The organism is Paenibacillus sp. S02 (assembly GCF_019454065.1).
Classification (GTDB): Bacteria; Bacillota; Bacilli; order Paenibacillales; family Paenibacillaceae; genus Paenibacillus; species Paenibacillus polymyxa_B.
Genome location: NZ_CP073682.1, coordinates 2,672,831 through 2,692,547 on the forward strand (window position 1 = coordinate 2,672,831; position 19,717 = coordinate 2,692,547).

The window sequence follows — 19,717 nt, forward strand, 5'->3', positions numbered from 1 at the left end:
TATGGCGGAGTGGCTGAGATTATCGGGAAAGTAACTTTAGAGGATTACTCGTGTGTTGAGACGATCCAGTAGAAGCTATTCAGGAAGCAATCAAAGATTATCTGCTAAAAACGAAGAATGTAAAAATTAATGATCGAAATTCTTTCCTAATAATTCATACCTCTTTTAAAGTTCCTCCCATTAAAGTAGCTATTCGTCGCCAAACTGTTGGAGGCCCCTGGCCTGGATATATTCCCCTCGTCATTGACATTTTGCTTTTAAGTTTGATCAAAACCAAAAGAGCCTCCCTGAAAGGGGAGCTCTTTTGACTTAGAAATTTTACTCGATAAGCAGTTCGGTCATGTACCGTTCCTCTGATGCGGTCCAATCTACGTACTCTCTGATGACTGCAATCATCACCGTGATAAGATGAATCCGCGGACTGAATTTGAGCAGTTGAGCGGGTCAAAGTAGACCGGAAATCTGTGCACTGCATTCCTTCAATTTTTTACTTACCGCACGGTCTTTCTTTCGGCTTAATCGTGCGGTAGGGCCAGATATAGCCAATGCTGCGATCACTTTACCATTATAAAATATTGGTGCAGCAACACAGCGTAAACCCACTTCTGTTTCTTCATCATCAATGGCGTATCCTTGTTGACGGATTACATTTAGATGCTCTTTTAATAAATGGTTGTCGTCAAAGGTATGCTTTGTTGCTTTGTGCTGGGTAAGATGTGTAAGCATTTTTTTTAGTTGTTCATCACTTAGGTGCGCCAGGATAACTTTCCCAAAGGCACTTAGATGGGCATAAGCGGAATCACCTACACGTGTATGGCTACGGATGGTATGATTGCCCTCCACCACTTGTGCTGTCATGACTTTCATTCCATCTAAAACCCCGATATATGCGGTTTCGCCAAGTTCCTGCGCTAATTGATGCAGGGATGGCACAACTAACCAATTAAGTCGAGTGTTAGCAGACGATGAATGGTGCCCCTTTAATTCAGAAGCTTTGTACGTGTGACCATCTTTTTGAATAAAACCTGTCATTTCCAGCGTATATAGAAGACGAAAAGTTGTAGACTTGTTAAGGTTAAACCGGTGCATGATCTCAGTCAGTCTCATGGGTTCACCTTGCTGCAACGCGTCTAGAATGAGTAGTCCTTTTTTTAAGGTTGCAACCTCATATTGATCCATTGATTCACCTCTAAACATCTTTTTAATTTAGTCTTAATGACTATCAATGTGTTTCAGATTTATTGAAAGCGGGAAATTATTTATTATAATTGAATTATTGACATATAAATAAAAACCATTGCATTCCATTTTAACTTGTATGAAGTAAAATTGTACAGATTCGGTCTTTCGCCAGAGGACTTCAACTAATCACAATGAATATTCTGTTGTAGAAGGATAGATTCAAAAATAGGGGCACGCATGCTCGTACATGCACGATTGGGGTGTATAGGTTACATCGAAAGTAGCTCTTGATTAACTGATTACGAATGAAAAAGAGAGGGAAAGAGCTTTACGCCCAACCCTCTCATGTATATTAAAGTGGTTATGCTCATGCTCATAACCACTTATTCTCCTTTCAAAAACAGACGAATGCCCTCAACTGCGTACGCATGATCCAACTCGCCTGTCAATCCCCCGACCGTTACAGACCCGACTACGCCAACACCTTTGACACGGATGGGAATAGATCCGCCAACCGCTTGATACTCTTCAGTGGAAAGCAGGGAGTGTTCTGCATGAGAAGCACCGCTTTGGATAAAGCGCTGGTCGATGTAGGCAGAACTGCGGTTATAGTGATCGACGATTCTTTTTTTGCGAAATAACCATACGTAGTTTTCTTCCGAAGTACCATCCATTAGATGCGTAAACACGGGAACTCGATTACGTTCAATATGCACGGCCACCGCTACGTTGTTTTCTTGAGCATACTGCACAATCCGGTTGCCAATGGCAAGTGCATCTTGATGGCTAAAACTTGTGAATTCCAATTCTTTCTCTAAAAGATCTAATGATTTTAAATCCATTTATCCTCTCACCTCAACAAAAAAGATTCTGTTTCTTATCCATTCTGAAGTTTATAGTTGCCAGTAAAAAGGCGAATCCTGCCATAATTGTGCCGATCCAAGCCGTGTCCATGATGTGCAAATGGTCTACTGCAAGCCCGCCTACTGTTGAACCAGCTGCTATCCCAATATTAAATGCAGATATATTTAATGCAGAAGCGACATCTTTAGCAGAAGGTACCAGCTTTTCTGCAAGTATTAAAATGTAAGCCTGAACGCCGGGAGACATCATAAAGGCAAACAAACCCATTAATATGAGGGACAAAATGGTGAGCGTCTTGTTGGGCAGTAGCCATATTTGCAACAGCAGGGCAATGCCCTGAGACAGGAATACGAATCGAAGCGCCTTTACAGGATGCCCATTTGCTAATTTCCCCCCGATAATATTCCCAATTGCCACAGCAACACCGTAAACCAACAGCAGCCATGAAATAGACGAGGCTGAGTAACCGCCGAAGCCCATTACCGTCATTAGCAGTGCAGTGATGATCCGAGGGTTGACAATCAAACTTCCAACATCTCTAAGGCTCGGTGAGTGCAATGTACGTGGAACTTTTTCTACGGCTACAAGACTGACCAACAAAGCTATCAGCCCCAATACAGCCACCACGGCAAATGACATCCGCCAACCAAACTCCTGTCCGATATATGTCCCAAGGGGAACTCCAAGAATGGTCGCGACGGTTAGCCCGGTGAACATGATGGAGATGGCGGTACCTTTTTTGTTAGCAGGGACCATATCTGCGGCCACTGTCGCTGCAACTGCGAAAAATACGCCATGAGCAACAGCTGTAATTATCCTAGACAAGAGCAAAATGGAATAGGTAGAAGCTACTGCTGCCAGAGCATTCCCTGCAGTGAACGCGATCATGAGGAACACCAAGTATCCTTTTTTAGGCAATTTTCCGGTTAGAACTACGACGATCGGGGTTCCAATGGCAAGGGCCACTGCATACCCAGACACCAGCGTCCCAGCTTGGGTTACTGATATGCCAAGATCTGTGGCTACCTCTTGCAGAATCCCGACAATAACAAATTCCGTCGTTCCAATGGCAAAAGCACTTAGCGCAAGTGACATTAGAGCTATGAAGATTTTTGAATTCATACTTTCACCTCCTTTATGTAGGCTAATATTAAGTGAGAAAGTATTGATGTTCAAATAAAGAGAAATTGTTTCTATTTTTGAAACTTTGGTGAGAGCATACTGCCAACTTAAGAATCGGATGTCCTTAATAAAACGAAAAAATGATCTTAAATAAGTGCTTTGCAATTATGATTCCATATTATCCAAATGATACACATCCATAGTATCGATAATGGTTTCAATATTTTTTCGGTATGTTTGATAATGCTCGGTGTTTACATGTGTGGAGATGGCATTTTCATCAGCCCAAGTTTCATAAAAGACAAATATACCTTTCTCTTCGAGCGACTTATGAAGCTTATATTGTATGCAGCCTTTTTCTGCACGCGATGGTTCAATAGTTTGAGTAATTCATTGCATAGCTGCTCCTCTTGTCCTGGCAATATTGAGTAACATCTGATCAATTGAATTGAATAAAGAAGTTATAGGCACACTTGAATGAATATTCTAAATCCTTCCAGTGGAAGTGCAAGGGATACCCCCTTCTAGTCTTCTAAGTTTTGGTACATTAAAAAAACAAAAATGTCCAGTGAAGCTTATATAAAATGTGGCACATTCTATAAGAGGATTGAATTATCAATCCTTTTCATAATTGATTTGACTTTTAATAAAAACGCTGGAATGCCTGTAGATTATGCAGATATGCTGGCGGGATTGGATAGAAGGATACGTGAAAATGGAAGTAATAAATGAAGGGGCATTTGAATCAACCCGTCATATTCAAGAAGAGGGTTCATTGATCTAGTGGCAAGCGTGATACGTTCCTGGTTATTTATTTTTAGGGTCATAAGAATAACCAGGATATTTGACGACGGGCCATTTTACCTTTCGTAAATTAGAGATCACATCAGTACCTACATGTAAATTACTCTGAACCAGTTCTGTTGGCGTGAGAGCCATCCATTGATTCAAGGAAACATCCGCAAAACGGTCACTCTTAAACATTTCAAGAAACCATAGTGAGCTAGTGCCAGTATTTTGAATGTAATGACCATAAGCAAAAGGCACATATCCGACATCTCCGGCTTTAAAATCAAATGTGCGGGCCGCGCCATTACCACCAAAGACAGTCATCCGTCCTTGCCCTGTCAGATAGTATTGCCATTCGTCATTATTGGGGTGCCAGTGCATTTCTCGCATGGCTCCGGGCTCAATCTCAACAAGGGCAGCTGCGATGGTTTTGGAAATCGGAAAATTGGAGGAGTCAACGATTCGTACGCTTCCGCCCGGCGTTTTGATTGGGGGCTGGGCTAGTAATTCATGCTTGAAGGATTGGGGCAATGTCCCGTAAGGAGAGGGAACCGCTTGGCTTTGAATTGAACCGGGAACGGAATCCTGATAGATGTATACTTGATCTTGAGGAATCGCTGCAAAATCAGCTTCTGGTACACCAAAATTTGCAGAAAGTACGTCTTTGGGAGTATGTGCGAACCAATCCGAGATGGATAGGGTGTTCAGATCGGAGAAACTGCCATCATCAAAAACCAGCAAAAATTCGCACCCATCCTCAAGCCCCTGTATAGAGTGCGGAATGCCAGGAGGAAAATACCAGAGATCCCCAGGACCCACATCAGCAATAAAATTACGTCCATTTTGGTCAACTGCCGTAATGCGAGCACTTCCCAACAGCATATATGACCATTCCGCCTGCTGATGCCAGTGAAGCTCACGTACACCACCCGGTGTCAAACTCATATTCACCCCGGCAAGGGTAGTAGCAATAGGTAATTCTCTTACCGTTACTTCTCTTGACCACCCACCATGATTAAGCTGCATATGAGCATCAGAAAAAGAAAATCTCATATTTGGAATGAGACCATTGTCCGTTACGGGGGGAACCAGCATATCGGGATTCTGTAGATCCCTCATCACATCACGTGGACCCTTGTCGATACCCCCAGCACCATCACTTCTGATGGGTTGGGGGATTCTTGCATTTTTCGGGCAATCATTATGCATCATTAGATCTTCCTCTCCAGGTTGAAGCTTGATAAAGTATGGGATAAGAGAAAATACGCATAAAGATTTTATGATCATGTGGTGAGTTTTATGCTGTATGCGTCAGATCTGTAAACTGTGCCTGAATGATTTGAGCTAAATCGTGTGGACTCAACTCCAGTTGGGTCCCAATTTTCCCACCGCTCACAACGATGGCTTCCAGTTCCAATGCAGGCTGGTCGATAAAAGTAGGGTAGAGCTTTTTCATTCCTATGGGGGAGCAGCCACCGCGAATATATCCCGTATACTTTTGCAAATCCTTAACTGGAAGCATTTCAATTTTTTTCTCTCCCGCGGATTTGGCTGCTTTTTTGAGATCAAGCTCTTTATGTACAGGAATTACAAAAACAAACAGATTTTGTTTGCCATGTGCAACCAAAGTTTTGAAAACCATTTCCGGGGCTCTCTCAATTTTCTCAGCCACATTCATCCCGTCTATTTTTCCATCTTGATGATCATAACTCAAAATATTGTATTGTATATGTTGCCCGTCCAATATGCGCATGGCGTTTGTTTTGCTGGCACTCATCTTATTTCTTCCTTTCTTTAGAGTGTTTCCAAGTGATCCACGTAATCCTTTGCATCCTTAAGGGAAAGATCCTTAGCGGTTCTCAGCTCTTTTATGGCTTGAATCTTTTTTCCTTCCCTAATTAGCAGGAGCAACCTTTCATTGATATCTTCTGAAGCTCCTGCATCTAGAACATGTGGAGGAGTGGCAGCGATGGTACCTGACAGCGATGTGCCTTGTATTCCTGAACGATTTTCAAGACGCTCCACGTCGGATTTCAAGTCATTAAGCCGAGATTGAAGGCTGTAGACCTTAATTAAAAGTATGACGGAGAGGAGCAACGCGATTATTGCTATATACTCAATAGCAGACAACAGAATCCCCCCAATTTCACTTAGTTTCATCGCAAAGATGCCGCACTAAAAATTTGATTCTTATTTCTAGTATAGCATGATGATCGAAGAGAAGAGGAAGAGGCTCATTCCTCTTGAAGCGGTAACACGGTTTCGTCTTTGTCTATATCCAATTTAGATAATCGGCGTTGAAAACTTTCTTTCCAATTTGATTCAATCATGTCGGCGGCGGCTGCGAAATTTTTAGCTATAAGTGCACTGATTATTTTTTGGTGTTCTGCAACTGATGACTCTGCGCCCAAAAAACCGTCAAAGTATGTCACCTCATAACGGCGCAGCTTTTTTTTCAATCCCTCCAGCACATAAATCAATTCTTCATTTGCCGACAGATCAATAAAAACCTGGTGGAATTGAGCATCATATTGTTGCGCAAGGATTGCATTTTCTTCCTTTAGCGCCCGCTTGAGCTCTCCATTTAATAATTCTAATTCTTTAATATGCTTAGATTCAATTTTTTCTTGAGCAAACGAAACAGCAAGCTTCTCAAGTGACCCGATGATGGGGTACAGCCGATAAGCCTGTTTAATATCAACAGGTGCTACCTGCGTCCAGCTATTGGCTTTAGTCTGAACCATTCCTTCTTCTTCCAGTCTTAAAATAGCTTCACGGATAGGTGTACGGCTGGCTCCTAGAACTTCCGCTAATTCTTGATCCTTTAACTTATCTCCAGGCTTTAAAACACCACTAATAATCCATTCCTGCAGCTGAAGGTATACTTGCTCACGTATAGATGAACGCTTAACTTTGGTTGCATGTTTGGATAGCAATGATTAGACCTCCTTCGAATTTTATTTGAATGTAATATATCACATACAATTCATGAGTATCAATGATTGCAGCCCGATTTCATATACATTTCATATCGCAAACCAAGTTGACAGTATATAGTCTGATGGGTAACATGTAATATATCACATGCAATATTTCGTTAACAAAACTAAGATATTTAGTATTTTAAGAATAAAAGGAGACATGTATGCAGGACATGACAGCATTAAAATACATGACAAATGAGAAGGCGCGTAAAGCAGAATTCAAGAAAATATCAGTAAAATTTATGAATAGGAATATGGCCAAAAAGGTTAGAAACTTCCATAAAAGCTTTCCTGAATATGAAGTCACTCCACTGCACAGCTTGAAAAAGTTGTCACGCAAGCTCAACGTAGGGAACATATGGATAAAAGACGAATCCTACAGATTCGGATTGGGTGCTTTTAAAGTATTAGGCGGGTCCTTTGCCGTCGGCAAGTATCTGGCAGATAGACTGAATATGGATATTTCAGAGCTTTCTTTTGAAAAGTTGAAGACCGAAGAGATCAAGGGACAATTGGGCGATATTACTTTTGTAACAGCTACAGATGGAAATCATGGTAGAGGGATTGCTTGGGCTGCTAGCCAACTAGGGCAGAAATCAGTCGTGTTTATGCCAAAAGGATCTTCTGAAGTTAGATTAAATCATATCAGAAATGAAGGGGCAGAAGCCTCTATTACGGAACTAAACTATGACGACACTGTTAGGTTGGCCAATACCTATGCTACTGAGCATCATGGGGTTTTGCTGCAAGATAGTGCATGGGAAGGCTATGAAGAAATTCCAACTTGGATTATGCAGGGCTATGGGACGTTGATAGATGAGGCATTGGAACAGATCCGAGCGGTGGGTGATGATTATCCGACACATGTATTTTTACAGGCAGGTGTTGGTTCATTTGCAGCAAGTATACTGGGATATTTGATATCTCATTTTGGTGAAAAAAGACCGACAACGGTTATTATTGAGCCCAATGAAGCAGCGTGCATCTATAAATCAGCGGCGGAAAATGACGGAAAGCCTCATGCTGTAACAGGTTTTATGCCCACGATTATGGCTGGACTTGCTTGTGGGGAACCTAGCACAGTAGCTTGGGAACTATTGAGAGATTATGCGGATATGTATATCACCTGTTCGGATTTTGTATCGGCAAAGGCCATGAGGATGCTTGGAAATCCATTACCTGGTGATCCCCAAATTATATCTGGTGAGTCTGGCGCTGTTGGCTTAGGTGTTTTGAGCTTGCTGCGGAAGCAAGAAAATCTAATTGAAGCTGCAGCTCAGCTTCAATTAGATGAAGACTCCAGAATCCTCATCATAAGCACGGAAGGGGATACAGATCCCGAGGCATACAGACAAATTGTATGGGAAGGCAAGTATCCATCTTTTTCATGAGAATGAGCAAAAATTTTAGAATGAAAAGGGGAATGCAAAATGGTATTTAAAAGTTCCAACCTATGCATTGATGAAGCACGTTTACTGGATCGGATTCAATCGCTTGGACAAATGGGACGTGACCCTGAACAAAAGCTGACCAGGCTGGCAGCTTCTGCTGCAGACAAGAGTGGTCGTGACGCCTTGGTAGCCTGGATGAAGGAGGCTGGTCTGGAGGTTGTGGTTGACCGTATTGGAAACATCTTTGGCATATGGAAAGGTGCAAATGATACTCAACTAGCTCCGGTGCTGATTGGGTCGCATATTGACACAGTGATCAATGCCGGTGTGTACGATGGTTGTTATGGTGTGCTTTCCGGTCTTGAGGTCATTCAGACATTGCAGGTTTCTGGCTTTATTCCTGCTCGCTCTATTGTTGTGGGTGCTTTTACAAACGAGGAAGGGGTGCGTTATGCCCCTGATATGATGGGTTCGCTGGTATATGCAGGTGGACTCCCGCTTGAGGACGCATTAGCCTCTTTGGGAACAGACGGCACTATACTGGGAGAAGAGTTGGTGCGCATCGGGTATGAAGGAACAGAGGAGCCGGGTTTTATGCTGCCCCATGCTTATGTGGAGCTTCATATTGAGCAGGGCCCAGTACTGGAAAGTGTCGGCGTTCCAATTGGTGCAGTTGAGAACCTTCAAGGAATATCCTGGCAGCGCGTTACTATTGAGGGAGTTGCCAATCATGCCGGGACTACACCAATGTCGATGCGCAGAGATGCGGGACATGCAGCAGCCTGTGTCATCACATTTTTAAGGGACCGGGCGACAAGGTCGCAGACGCCTACGGTGGCTACGGTTGGTTGTCTTAGCATGGAGCCTAATGCGATTAATGTTATTCCTTCACGCGCCACGTTTACTGTTGATTTGCGTGATCCTGATGAGCAGAGATTGCAGGCTGAAGAAGCGGCGCTGACCGAGTATCTTAGAGATCTTGCAGCTACCGAAGGGGTAACCATCACGACCGAGCGAATGGCCCGTTTTGATCCAGTTGCTTTCGATGCCAACATTGTGGAGTTGATAGAGGCTGCTGCCATGCAGCGCGAGCTGCGCTCCAAGCGAATGACATCCGGCGCTGGTCATGACGCTCAAATGATGGCTCGCATTTGTCCGGCAGCTATGATCTTTGTTCCAAGTATTGGCGGCATTAGTCATAATCCGCGCGAATACACGCCGCGACCGGATCTGGTAGCTGGAGCCAATGTACTATTAGACGTTATTAAACATCTTGCTGGTGATGTATAAAATCAAACGGAGTACCTATGGTTCAAAATCTGCGGTAATCCGTTTTTCTTATCCAAATGAGTACAAATTGACTTTTTGCAGGCAGAGCGTTATATTACAACTTATTATAAACCTTTTAATAAATACTGGAAAAGGAGTGTATTCAAATACAACCAGTCTCCAATAATACCATTCGGGTTAAACAAATTAATGTAGAGTTAGTTAAAAACACACTGAAATCCAAGGAATATGCAACCAAGTCATCCATAGCCAGTATCACAGGTCTTAGTGTGGCAACCTGCGGAAATATTCTGAATGAGCTTCTTCAAACCGGGGAAGTATTAGAGACGGAATTGGAAGAGTCGAATGGCGGACGTCCGGCTAGACGTTACAAATATAACGCTGACTATTCTTATATTATCTGTTTAAATGTGAAAACGGAAGGCGGTATACATTCTCTTACTTATGCTGTTGCCAATTTGCTTGGTGATATCATCATCGAGAATACTTCCAATGTGCCTCATATTGATTATGAGGTCATAGAAACCCAAATTGGAGAGCTGATTAATAACTATGGAAACGTCAAAGCCATTGGGATTGGTATCCCCGGGGTTGTTCATCAAGGGATTATCGATGTTTGTGATCTCGACCTGCTCATAGGAGTCCCTGTAGGTCCTCGGCTTCAAGATAAATACGGATTAGAAGTTACCATTGAAAATGATATGCATTTGACAGTCTACGGATTTTATAACATGCAGAATTATGATGAGGATAAAACCTTTGCTATTGTTACGTTTCCCAAAGACAATTTCCCCGGCGCGGGTTTTATTGTCGATGGACATTTGTTAAAAGGAAATACCAAATTTGCGGGGGAGGTTTCCTTCTTACCCTTTGATTTAACAAGAGAGGAACAGCTTAAACAGTTAAATAGCACAGAGGGATTTGTTCCTTTGGCGATCAAAACGATAACTTCCATTATTGCGATTATAGATCCTGTATCTATCGCTTTGACTGGAGAGTTATCCAAGCCGACTCTGTTGGACGATATTTATAACGGCTGTCTAAAAGATGTACCCAAAGAACATATGCCCGAGATTTTTGTGAAAAACGATACGCATGATGAATACATGCGTGGGTTGATTTCGGTGACCCTTGAAAGTCTGACGTACAATTTGCAATTGGTGGAGAAAAGGAAATAGGGCATCGTTCAATAAAGCATGAGAGGATGAGATTAATGACTCAAAAATCGATTGCATGGACTACAGGGACATGGACTAATCACCCTGTATCATCCATAGAAGAAGACCAGTTCCTTAAAGTTGAAACCAGAGAAGGAAGCGACTACTGGGAAAAAACTTTGTATGGATTTGAACGCAGTAGCGGACATTCCCTGCTTACAGACTGGGAAGAAGGCTCTGCCATCGAAGTCACGTTTCAATTAGGCTCATTTACGGAGCTCTACGATCAGGCCGGTATAATGCTGTATCAAGGACAGCAAAAGTGGATTAAAGCCGGAATCGAATTAAATGATGGAATTCCTCAACTGGCAGTCGTAGTCACAGATGGCTATTCCGATTGGTCATTAGCTCCTGTACCTGATTGGGTAGGGAAAAATGTGACGATTCGTGCTTCACAGCTTCAGGATGCAGTTATCATTAGAGCCCGAACCGAAAATCAAAGCTGGCGCACCGTACGTGTAGCACGTTTTCCTTATGAAACGGGACAACAGGCGGGTCCTTTTGCCTGCGCGCCGACTCGAGCCGGCTTTCAGGTTATCTTTACACGCTGGGTAAGCACTGAACCAGATAGAGATATTCATGTAGATCCGCCATTTGAAGAATAGCCATTTTACTCAATAATAGAAGAGTTATAAATATGGGAGTAATTATTGGAGATAATACAATTATAAGCTCTGGAAGTTTTTAAAATAATACTTGACATGAAACGCGTTACAAACCTTAAGATTCAATTAGAAGTACTTTATAACACATTAGCATAGAGGTAACGTATTTCTATCCTAGTTAATGAAAACATCAGCAAAGGCGGAGAAAATATGAGTACACATTTTCCAAAAGATTTCCTGTGGGGCGGAGCAGTTGCTGCTAATCAGCTCGAAGGCGCTTATCAAGAAGATGGAAAAGGCTGGTCCATTCAGGATGTAACTCCTCGTGGTGGTTGGGGGCCCGTTACGGATGTACCAACAGAAGATAACATGAAATTGATCGGTATTGATTTTTATCATCATTATAAAGAAGATATCAAACTTTTTGCGGAAATGGGCTTCAAAGTGTTCCGTACTTCTATCGCATGGTCACGTATTTTCCCTAAAGGTGACGAACTGGAGCCTAACGAAAAAGGCTTGCAATTTTATGATGATTTGTTTGATGAACTTCACAAATATGGAATTGAGCCACTCGTTACATTATCTCACTATGAAACACCTTTACATTTGTCCAGAGAATACGATGGTTGGGTAAACCGTAAGCTTGTTGATTTTTATGAGCGCTATGCTACAACTGTATTTAATCGCTACAAAGATAAAGTTAAATACTGGTTGACTTTCAATGAAATCAACTCCATTCTTGAAGCACCATTCATGAGTGGAGGAATTAGCACACCAAAAGATCAACTTAGTGAGCAAGATCTTTATCAAGCTATTCACCATGAGCTTGTAGCGAGTGCAAGAGCGGTAAAAATCGGTCATCAGATCAACCCTGATTTCAAAATTGGCTGTATGGTGCTGAGTATGCCTACTTATCCGCTGACACCTAATCCAGACGATGTCATTGCTGCGATGGAATTTGATCACAGAAACATGGCATTTGCCGATATTCACGCAAGAGGTCAATACCCAGGTTACATGAAACGTTTCTTTAAAGAAAACGGAATTTCTATTCACTTTGAACCAGGTGATGCAGAAGATTTGAAGCATACCGTTGATTTTATCTCGTTCAGCTATTATATGAGTACTTGTGAGACAGCTGACGAAGCTAAAAAAGTCAAAGGTGAAGGTAACATCCTTGGTGGTGTCAGCAATCCGCATCTCGAGGCAAGTGAGTGGGGCTGGCAAATTGATCCGCAAGGTCTGCGTTATGTCCTGAATACGTTCTATGATCGCTTCCAAAAACCACTGTTCATCGTTGAAAATGGCCTGGGCGCCGTTGATGAACTGATCACGAATGAAAAAGGCGAAAAAACGGTTGAAGATGACTACCGGATCAACTACCTGAATGATCATTTGGTTCAAGTTGGAGAAGCTATTGAGGACGGAGTAGAGGTTTTGGGCTATACGTCTTGGGGATGTATTGACCTTGTCAGCGCATCGACCGCTCAGCTTAAAAAACGTTATGGCTACATTTACGTAGATCGTCATGATGATGGCAGCGGTACACTTGAAAGATATCCGAAGAAATCGTTCCATTGGTACAAAGAAGTTATTGCTACGAACGGTGAAAGCTTGAAACGTTAATTTATAAAAACAAGTGATTAAGTTTTAATTATATAATGAAGGTTTGTTTTACGTAGCGATCGCTTCTACTCTTTTACGAGAAAGCGGTCGCTAATTTTTTTGGGAGTTAGCAATTAAACTACAAGCTTAGTACGCAGAGCTTCCATAATTGATTCATGAGCCATATTTTTGATAATGGATGATGAATAGATTGGAAAAATATTAATCATTGAGTTATATTAATACTTATTAAAACACTCATAATAACTATGTGATATCTAACTAAATAAGCAAAGCGAGGATGGACATGACAGAAAAAGAAAAATCACAACTAGGACTCCTATACAATGCTAATTATGATGAAGAGTTAATTGAAGAACGTTTACACGCTAAAGTTCTCTGCCACGAATATAATCAGCTCCATCCTAGAAATATCGAAGAACGAGAAACACTCATCAAAACTTTACTTGGGAAAACAACTGATAGATTCTTGATTGAGCAACCTTTCGTATGTGACTATGGCTATAACATTGAAATCGGTGAAAATTTCTATAGTAACCATAATATAGTTATGCTTGATGGGGCAAAAATCGTTTTTGGTGATCATGTGTTCGTTGCTCCTAACTGCGGTTTTTATACTGCGGGTCATCCTCTTGATGTAGAACAACGTAATGAGGGATTGGAGATTGCATTTCCAATTAGAGTCGGCAATAATGTGTGGATCGGTGGTAATGTCAGCGTTCTGCCTGGTGTTACTATAGGCGATAACTCCATTATCGGTGCAGGAAGTGTCGTTACCAAAGATATCCCTTCTGGTGTGATTGCTGCTGGAAACCCTTGCACGGTAATCCGTAAAATCACCGAAGATGATAAGACTAAGTATAAAAGGAACTAACAATAAACTACAGCTCACTCGGAGCTGTAGTTTATTTTCTTAAAAGAGTATTATCAAACGAAAGAAAATTTTTGCACAGATTTGTTCAGGGAATAATGCAATAATGTACTTAAGTGGAATATTTTTTAGCCTATTCAGAAAGGAAAGAACAATCATGAAATTGATGTTTATATCAGATATTCACGGCTCGCTGCACTGGTTGCAATTGGCACTGGAAAAGTTCAGGGAGGAGAAAGCCGATCGTCTTGTCCTGCTCGGAGATTATATGTACCACGGACCACGTAATCCGTTACCAGAAGGGTATAATCCGGCAGAAGTGGCCGCTCTGCTGAATAAGTATAAGTCCCATATTGCGGTTTCTGTGCGCGGGAATTGCGATGCAGAGGTGGATCAGATGCTACTTGAGTTTCCTATGATGGGTGATTATGCTTTGCTGTACCATGAAGGACGGAGAATCTATGTCACGCACGGACATGGCTTTAGTATCGGAAATTTACCACCACTGGAAGCGGGAGATGTGTTCATCCAGGGACATACTCATATTCCGGTAGCGGATGTGGAAAATGGGGTCTTTATACTGAACCCCGGTTCGATCTCGCTGCCAAAAGAAAACTATCCATCCTCTTACGGTGTGCTGGAGGGAGCACAATTCACTGTGAAGGATTTTGATGGGAATACGGTGAAAGCAATCACGTTTTCAAAGTAATTTACTCAAATGTGATTGTAAATGATTAAAACTTTTCCGCTTCGATTGAGACAAAGATCATATTATTGTATGATAGGAGCGGAGTCTACATTATGAAAAAGAAAGAGAGCTTCAATACATGCAAATTAAGGATTCACATTATAAGATGCCGCCTGAATGGGCGCCACATGAACGCACGTATATTTCTTGGCCTGTAAAATCTTCAATGGTTTACCCGAATATGCATGCTGATGTATGCAAGGGCTATGCCGGAATTGTACGCGCCATGGCGGAATTTGAACCAGTTACTGTGGTCGTAAATCCGGATGATCTGGAGAGCGTTAAGGCGCTTGAACTTGGGGAACGTGTAGAACTGCTGCCGATTGAGCACAGCGATGCGTGGCTGCGTGACAATGGCCCTACTTTTCTCACAGACGAGCATGGACAGCTGGCAGGTGTAAACTGGAAGTTTAACGCCTGGGGTGGTAAATACGCTCCATGGGACCTGGATGACCAGGTTGCGCCGCAAATTTTGGACAAACTTGGAGTTCCACGGTTTGATGCACCGCTTGTGATGGAAGGCGGCTCACTGCACGTAGATGGCGAAGGCACACTGATTACAACCGAAGAGTGTTTGCTCAATTCCAACCGAAATCCGGAATTAAGCAGAGAAGAAATTGAACGGTATGTATGTGAGTATACAGGTGTAGAGAAAATAATTTGGCTAAAACGTGGTCTTAGTGGCGACGAAACAGATGGCCATGTGGACAATATTGCTTGCTTTGCAGCTCCTGGCAAGGTCATTATGCAAGTATGTGATGATCCTGAGGATGAAAATTACGAAATCACGCAGGAAAATCTGCGTATTCTGGAGCAAGCAACGGATGCCCAAGGCCGTAAGCTGGAAGTGATTCGGATCGGTCAGCCGCCGCGTGTGGATTATGAAGACAGCCGATTGACACTGAGCTATATTAACTTCTACTTTGTGAATGGCGGTATCATTTTGCCAGTGTTTGGCGGCACTGCCGCTGAGAGCGATCTTGCAGCTGAGCAAGTGCTAGCAAATGTATTTCCAGATCGCATCATTCGTACTGTAGACGGTATGGCGGTCATCCGTGAAGGCGGTAACGTACACTGTACGACCCAGCAGATGCCTGCTGTAAAGCGTTGAACGATACAACATCTAAAAGGAGGACTAAAGTGAGAAAAGTAAAAGTGGCAGCGACTCAAATGAGCTGCTCTACCAATATCGAAGAAAATATAAGCAAAGCAGAGAAGCTAGTACGTGAAGCGGCTGCGCAGGGCGCACAAATTATTTTGCTGCAGGAGTTGTTCGAGACTCCATATTTCTGTCAGAAGGAAAAGTCTGATTATTATTCATATGCAACTGAGCTGGAGCACAACAAGGCGGTTAACCATTTTAAAAAGATCGCCAAAGAATTACAAGTTGTGCTGCCAATCAGTTTTTATGAAAAGAAAAACTACGCGCGCTACAACAGTCTTGCTGTAATTGACGCAGACGGTGAAGTGTTGGGTAAATACCGCAAAAGTCATATCCCAGACGGTCCTGGGTATGAGGAAAAATTTTATTTTAATCCGGGCGATACCGGTTTTAAAGTATGGAATACACGTTATGCCAAAATTGGGGTAGGCGTGTGCTGGGATCAGTGGTATCCTGAGGCGGCTCGCTGTATGGCGCTTATGGGCGCAGAACTTTTGTTCTATCCGACAGCTATTGGCTCGGAACCGCAGGATTCTGCCATTGATTCCAAAGATCACTGGCAGACTTGCATGCTGGGTCATGCTGCTTCCAATCTGATCCCAGTCATTGCTTCCAATCGGATCGGAACTGAAACAGACGAGGACTCCAGTATTACATTCTACGGTTCATCCTTTATTGCTGGGCATCAAGGTAACAAGATCGCAGAAGCGGGTCGTACCGATGAGGAAGTGCTTACTGCTGAATTTGACCTGGATGAGCTGGAAGTAGGACGGATTGAATGGGGCATTTTCCGTGACCGTCGTCCTGAACTATACAATATGATTGCCACCTATGATGGTGATTTAAAAGTATAATCTTTATACGGATAGACAAGTCTCCCTTGACGTCAAGCTGAGGTGCTTCCTTTCATTGGACTCACCCGGCTTTTCGGGCAGGGGATTTTTGGTTTCTGAATGGAATACTTCTAGTGATGGATAGGAGGAAGGAAAATAGCAATGAGGCGTAAGGGTATAGACCAATCGCTCGCACAGTTCACAACTTGGGCAGAAGAAGATCAAGAGTGGGAATACTCGCGTGAAAGAGATATGGCTATTCTGGGCTTGTGGGACGAATACACATTATCTGCTCAGTGTTTATGTGAACGAATGGCTACCGAAACCCACCAAATCAGACCTTCTGAGTATGATCCGTTCCCAACTCAGTTTGAATGGATGAAACAGGAAGAAACAGACTTGATTATTGATGGAATATGGTCAGCTGATTTGCATGGTGATCATTGTCTGTTTATGAATATTGGGGAGCATCACCCAGAACGGCATACATCTATTGAGGCTTATATTTACGATACCCAGGTGATCGACGAAGGATTTTTTCTTAAATATCTGAACACCTCTCCTAAAGCCACAGCCTACGTACCTTTATTCAGAAAAAATGGATATGCCACAATGTGTGGACTGCTGGACAGATATGTTAGGGAAGGGATTTTGGAGCGTGTACCCAACGGTTTCAAAAGAACGGATCGGTAGATGGTCCGGAATATAAGCATGATTTTTTCACACTAAAGGAACGTTCCTCACAGGATTGTTCCTTTTTATGTCTAAATCCAGTTAATCTATAGACTGAAACTATGATTCGCTACATAAAATAGCATTAGAATTTATGGATTAGATGATATAAAATCAAGTCATAAGGAATGATCGTACTCAATAACATCTCGATATTCCCAAAAGTGAAAAAAATCACATATGAGAATTCTTTAATGGAAGCTTGAACATGAAATTTGTAAACTCGCAAGGAGGAAGAACAATGAACCACTATCCTGCTATCTTTGAACCTCTAACCATACGACGCATGACCTTGAAAAATCGGATTGTTATGCCCCCGATGGGAACTAACTTTGCTGCCATGGACGGAAGCTTTGTTCAGGATCATATTGACTATTACGTGCAACGGGCCAAAGGTGGTACCGGCTTGATAACAGTAGAAAATGTTTGTCTGGATTTCCCGATGGGTACAAACGGAACAACCCAGTTGCGTATGGATAACGATCAGTTTATTCCCGGACTGTTTAGATTAACAGAAGCCCTGCACTCTTATGGAGCCTGTGTTTCTGTACAAATTAACCATGCGGGTGCTTCGGCTTATGCGGGACGACTGAACGGAGTTCAGCCTGTATCTTCTTCGAATATTCCTTCTAAAAAGGGCGGAGCCATTCCAAGACCTCTGCAAAAAGAAGAAATTTACGCCATTGTGCGCAAATACGGAGAAGCAGCGGGAAGAGCGCAACGAGCAGGATTTGACTGTGTTGAAATTCATGCGGGACACTCCTACTTGCTGAGTCAGTTTCTTTCACCGATGTATAATAAACGCACGGATGAATTTGGCGGCAGCGCAGAAAACCGTACTCGTTTTGCCAGATTAGTCATTGATGAAATTCGTTCAGTGGTGGGCCCATTTTTCCCTATTTGCTTACGTTTTAGCGCGGAAGAGTTCACAGAAGGTGGGAACACACTGGAAGATACACTCGAGTTATTGGAGTATCTTAATGATGAGGTAGATATTCTGAACGTTTCTGCTGCTCTGAATGATTCCATCCAGTTCCAGATTGACGGGATGAACCTGCCGGATGGTTGGCGCTCATATATGGCTAAAGCGGTAAAAGAAAAATTCGGGAAGGTCACGATGACCTCAGGTAATATTCGGAGCCCACAGGCTGCGCAGGATATTTTGGAGAGAGGTGACGCTGATCTTCTGGCTATGGGTAGAGGGTTGATTGCAGAACCGAACTGGGTGCTTAAAGTGCAAAACGGATACGAACATTTGCTTAGAAAATGTATCTCTTGCAACATTGGTTGTGCCGATCATCGTATCTCCAAAAGTAAACCGATTTGCTGTACGGTAAATCCAGATCTGTTCAAGGAAGCTGAATACCGGAAACAACGTGTTAAAAACAATGTTCAGGTTGTTGTTATTGGTGGGGGCACTGCTGGCATGGAAGCAGCATGTACGGCAGCCGAAGTAGGCTGCAAAGTAACCCTCTTTGAGGAGAAACCAGAGTTGGGCGGCTTGGCTCGTGATATTGCCCGCTTGCCGGACAAAACACGCATCAATGATTTCCCAGATTATCTGATTCAACGCACCAAACAGTTAACCAATCTGAACATTGTAACAGGGACCCGAGCCGATTTGGCGATGATTAGTGCCCTGAATCCTGATATTATTGTCAATGCGACGGGGGCCACACCACTTCTTCCGCCAATTGCAGGTTTACATGAGCAACTGGGCAAACCGGGCACAAAAGTGTTCTCCATCTTTGATCTTTTGCATAACATGGAGAAATTCCAGGAGTTTGAAGGTAAACGCATTGCAGTAGTTGGTGGCGGAGCTGTGGGACTGGATGTCGTCGAATATTACGCAGAACGTGGAGCACAAGAGGTTTCCATCATTGAGATGATGCCGCTACTGGGTAAAGACCTGGATATGATTACTCGCATTTCCATGATGAAAATGGTAGAGGAGCGGGAAGTGAACGTCCATACGGAAACAGCTTTGACAGAAGTGTGTAGCGACCGCTTCAAAGTAAAGCATGGAGAACAGGAGTTTGAGATTCCTTTTGATCTTGGATTCGTATGCTTGGGTATGCGTTCATACAGTCCGCTGATGGACAGCTTGCTCGAATATGGTAAAGAACATCAAGTAGAAGTTATTAATATCGGGGATAGTAAACAAGCTCGTCGTATTATTGATGGCACACGTGAAGGTCGCAATATTCTGAAAACCATTCAACGGGTAGACGAATTTAAACATGAGTTTTCTTATTCTTACTGATTTGACAATACAAGTGATGGGTGTTCACGAGGGCAACT

19 protein-coding genes are annotated in these 19,717 nt (G+C 42.8%); 11 read left to right on the forward strand and 8 right to left on the reverse strand.

The annotated features are described in order from the left end of the window. Window positions 1–444: 444 nt before the first annotated feature. The 8 genes from KAI36_RS11730 to KAI36_RS11765 form a co-directional block, all read right to left on the reverse strand. Complete coding sequence (locus KAI36_RS11730; RefSeq protein WP_220027813.1) at window positions 445–1,179, reverse strand: IclR family transcriptional regulator; 735 nt, start codon at window positions 1,177–1,179, stop codon at window positions 445–447. A 386-nt stretch (window positions 1,180–1,565) separates the two neighbouring features. Continuing rightward, entirely contained in the window at window positions 1,566–2,024 is a 459-nt protein-coding gene (locus KAI36_RS11735; protein ID WP_076294592.1) for a heme-binding protein, read from the reverse strand. Between the two features lie 13 nt (window positions 2,025–2,037). After that, the gene (locus KAI36_RS11740; protein ID WP_346730199.1) at window positions 2,038–3,168 is read right to left on the reverse strand and encodes an MFS transporter; all 1,131 of its coding nucleotides are present in this window, start codon (window positions 3,166–3,168) and stop codon (window positions 2,038–2,040) included. Window positions 3,169–3,333: 165 nt separating this feature from the next. Next, window positions 3,334–3,558: a putative quinol monooxygenase gene (locus KAI36_RS27215; protein WP_346730205.1), complete on the reverse strand. Its 225-nt coding sequence runs from the start codon at window positions 3,556–3,558 to the stop codon at window positions 3,334–3,336. Window positions 3,559–3,975: 417 nt separating this feature from the next. Beyond that, on the reverse strand, window positions 3,976–5,166 hold the full coding sequence (locus tag KAI36_RS11750; RefSeq protein ID WP_220028100.1) for an oxalate decarboxylase family bicupin: 1,191 nt from the start codon (window positions 5,164–5,166) through the stop codon (window positions 3,976–3,978). Between the two features lie 88 nt (window positions 5,167–5,254). After that, the gene (gene ybaK, locus KAI36_RS11755; protein WP_076294590.1) at window positions 5,255–5,734 is read right to left on the reverse strand and encodes a Cys-tRNA(Pro) deacylase; all 480 of its coding nucleotides are present in this window, start codon (window positions 5,732–5,734) and stop codon (window positions 5,255–5,257) included. Between the two features lie 17 nt (window positions 5,735–5,751). Continuing rightward, complete coding sequence (locus KAI36_RS11760) at window positions 5,752–6,117, reverse strand: ribosomal protein L7/L12 (protein ID WP_481856517.1); 366 nt, start codon at window positions 6,115–6,117, stop codon at window positions 5,752–5,754. Window positions 6,118–6,191: 74 nt separating this feature from the next. After that, on the reverse strand, window positions 6,192–6,893 hold the full coding sequence (locus tag KAI36_RS11765) for a GntR family transcriptional regulator (protein WP_220027814.1): 702 nt from the start codon (window positions 6,891–6,893) through the stop codon (window positions 6,192–6,194). Between the two features lie 209 nt (window positions 6,894–7,102). Here KAI36_RS11765 and dpaL point away from each other — a divergent pair, with 209 nt between their 5' ends. The 11 genes from dpaL (at window position 7,103) to KAI36_RS11820 (ending at window position 19,679) form a co-directional block, all read left to right on the forward strand. Beyond that, window positions 7,103–8,332 (forward strand): diaminopropionate ammonia-lyase, encoded by a 1,230-nt coding sequence (gene dpaL / locus KAI36_RS11770; protein ID WP_220027815.1) that lies wholly within the window; start codon window positions 7,103–7,105, stop codon window positions 8,330–8,332. 39 nt (window positions 8,333–8,371) lie between these two features. Further along, entirely contained in the window at window positions 8,372–9,622 is a 1,251-nt protein-coding gene (locus tag KAI36_RS11775; protein ID WP_220027816.1) for a Zn-dependent hydrolase, read from the forward strand. Between the two features lie 269 nt (window positions 9,623–9,891). Continuing rightward, window positions 9,892–10,800, forward strand: coding sequence for an ROK family protein (locus KAI36_RS11780; RefSeq protein WP_025721092.1), 909 nt, complete (start codon window positions 9,892–9,894; stop codon window positions 10,798–10,800). 35 nt (window positions 10,801–10,835) lie between these two features. Further along, window positions 10,836–11,444, forward strand: coding sequence for a DUF1349 domain-containing protein (locus KAI36_RS11785; protein ID WP_013310225.1), 609 nt, complete (start codon window positions 10,836–10,838; stop codon window positions 11,442–11,444). Between the two features lie 210 nt (window positions 11,445–11,654). Continuing rightward, window positions 11,655–13,070 (forward strand): glycoside hydrolase family 1 protein, encoded by a 1,416-nt coding sequence (locus tag KAI36_RS11790; protein WP_220027817.1) that lies wholly within the window; start codon window positions 11,655–11,657, stop codon window positions 13,068–13,070. A gap of 286 nt (window positions 13,071–13,356) precedes the next feature. After that, a complete protein-coding gene (locus KAI36_RS11795) occupies window positions 13,357–13,944 on the forward strand; it encodes a sugar O-acetyltransferase (protein ID WP_220027818.1) in 588 nt (195 codons plus the stop codon). A 154-nt stretch (window positions 13,945–14,098) separates the two neighbouring features. Next, window positions 14,099–14,650, forward strand: a complete 552-nt coding sequence (gene yfcE / locus KAI36_RS11800) for a phosphodiesterase (protein ID WP_220027819.1) — start codon at window positions 14,099–14,101, stop codon at window positions 14,648–14,650. 118 nt (window positions 14,651–14,768) lie between these two features. Beyond that, window positions 14,769–15,800 carry an agmatine deiminase family protein gene (locus tag KAI36_RS11805; protein ID WP_220027820.1) on the forward strand — a complete coding sequence of 344 codons (1,032 nt, stop codon included), beginning with the start codon at window positions 14,769–14,771 and terminating at the stop codon, window positions 15,798–15,800. A 29-nt stretch (window positions 15,801–15,829) separates the two neighbouring features. Next, window positions 15,830–16,705 (forward strand): N-carbamoylputrescine amidase, encoded by an 876-nt coding sequence (aguB, locus tag KAI36_RS11810; protein WP_025721082.1) that lies wholly within the window; start codon window positions 15,830–15,832, stop codon window positions 16,703–16,705. Window positions 16,706–16,846: 141 nt separating this feature from the next. After that, a complete protein-coding gene (locus tag KAI36_RS11815) occupies window positions 16,847–17,377 on the forward strand; it encodes a hypothetical protein (protein WP_220027821.1) in 531 nt (176 codons plus the stop codon). 280 nt (window positions 17,378–17,657) lie between these two features. Then, complete coding sequence (locus KAI36_RS11820) at window positions 17,658–19,679, forward strand: NAD(P)/FAD-dependent oxidoreductase (RefSeq protein WP_025721079.1); 2,022 nt, start codon at window positions 17,658–17,660, stop codon at window positions 19,677–19,679. The last annotated feature ends 38 nt before the right edge of the window (window positions 19,680–19,717 follow it).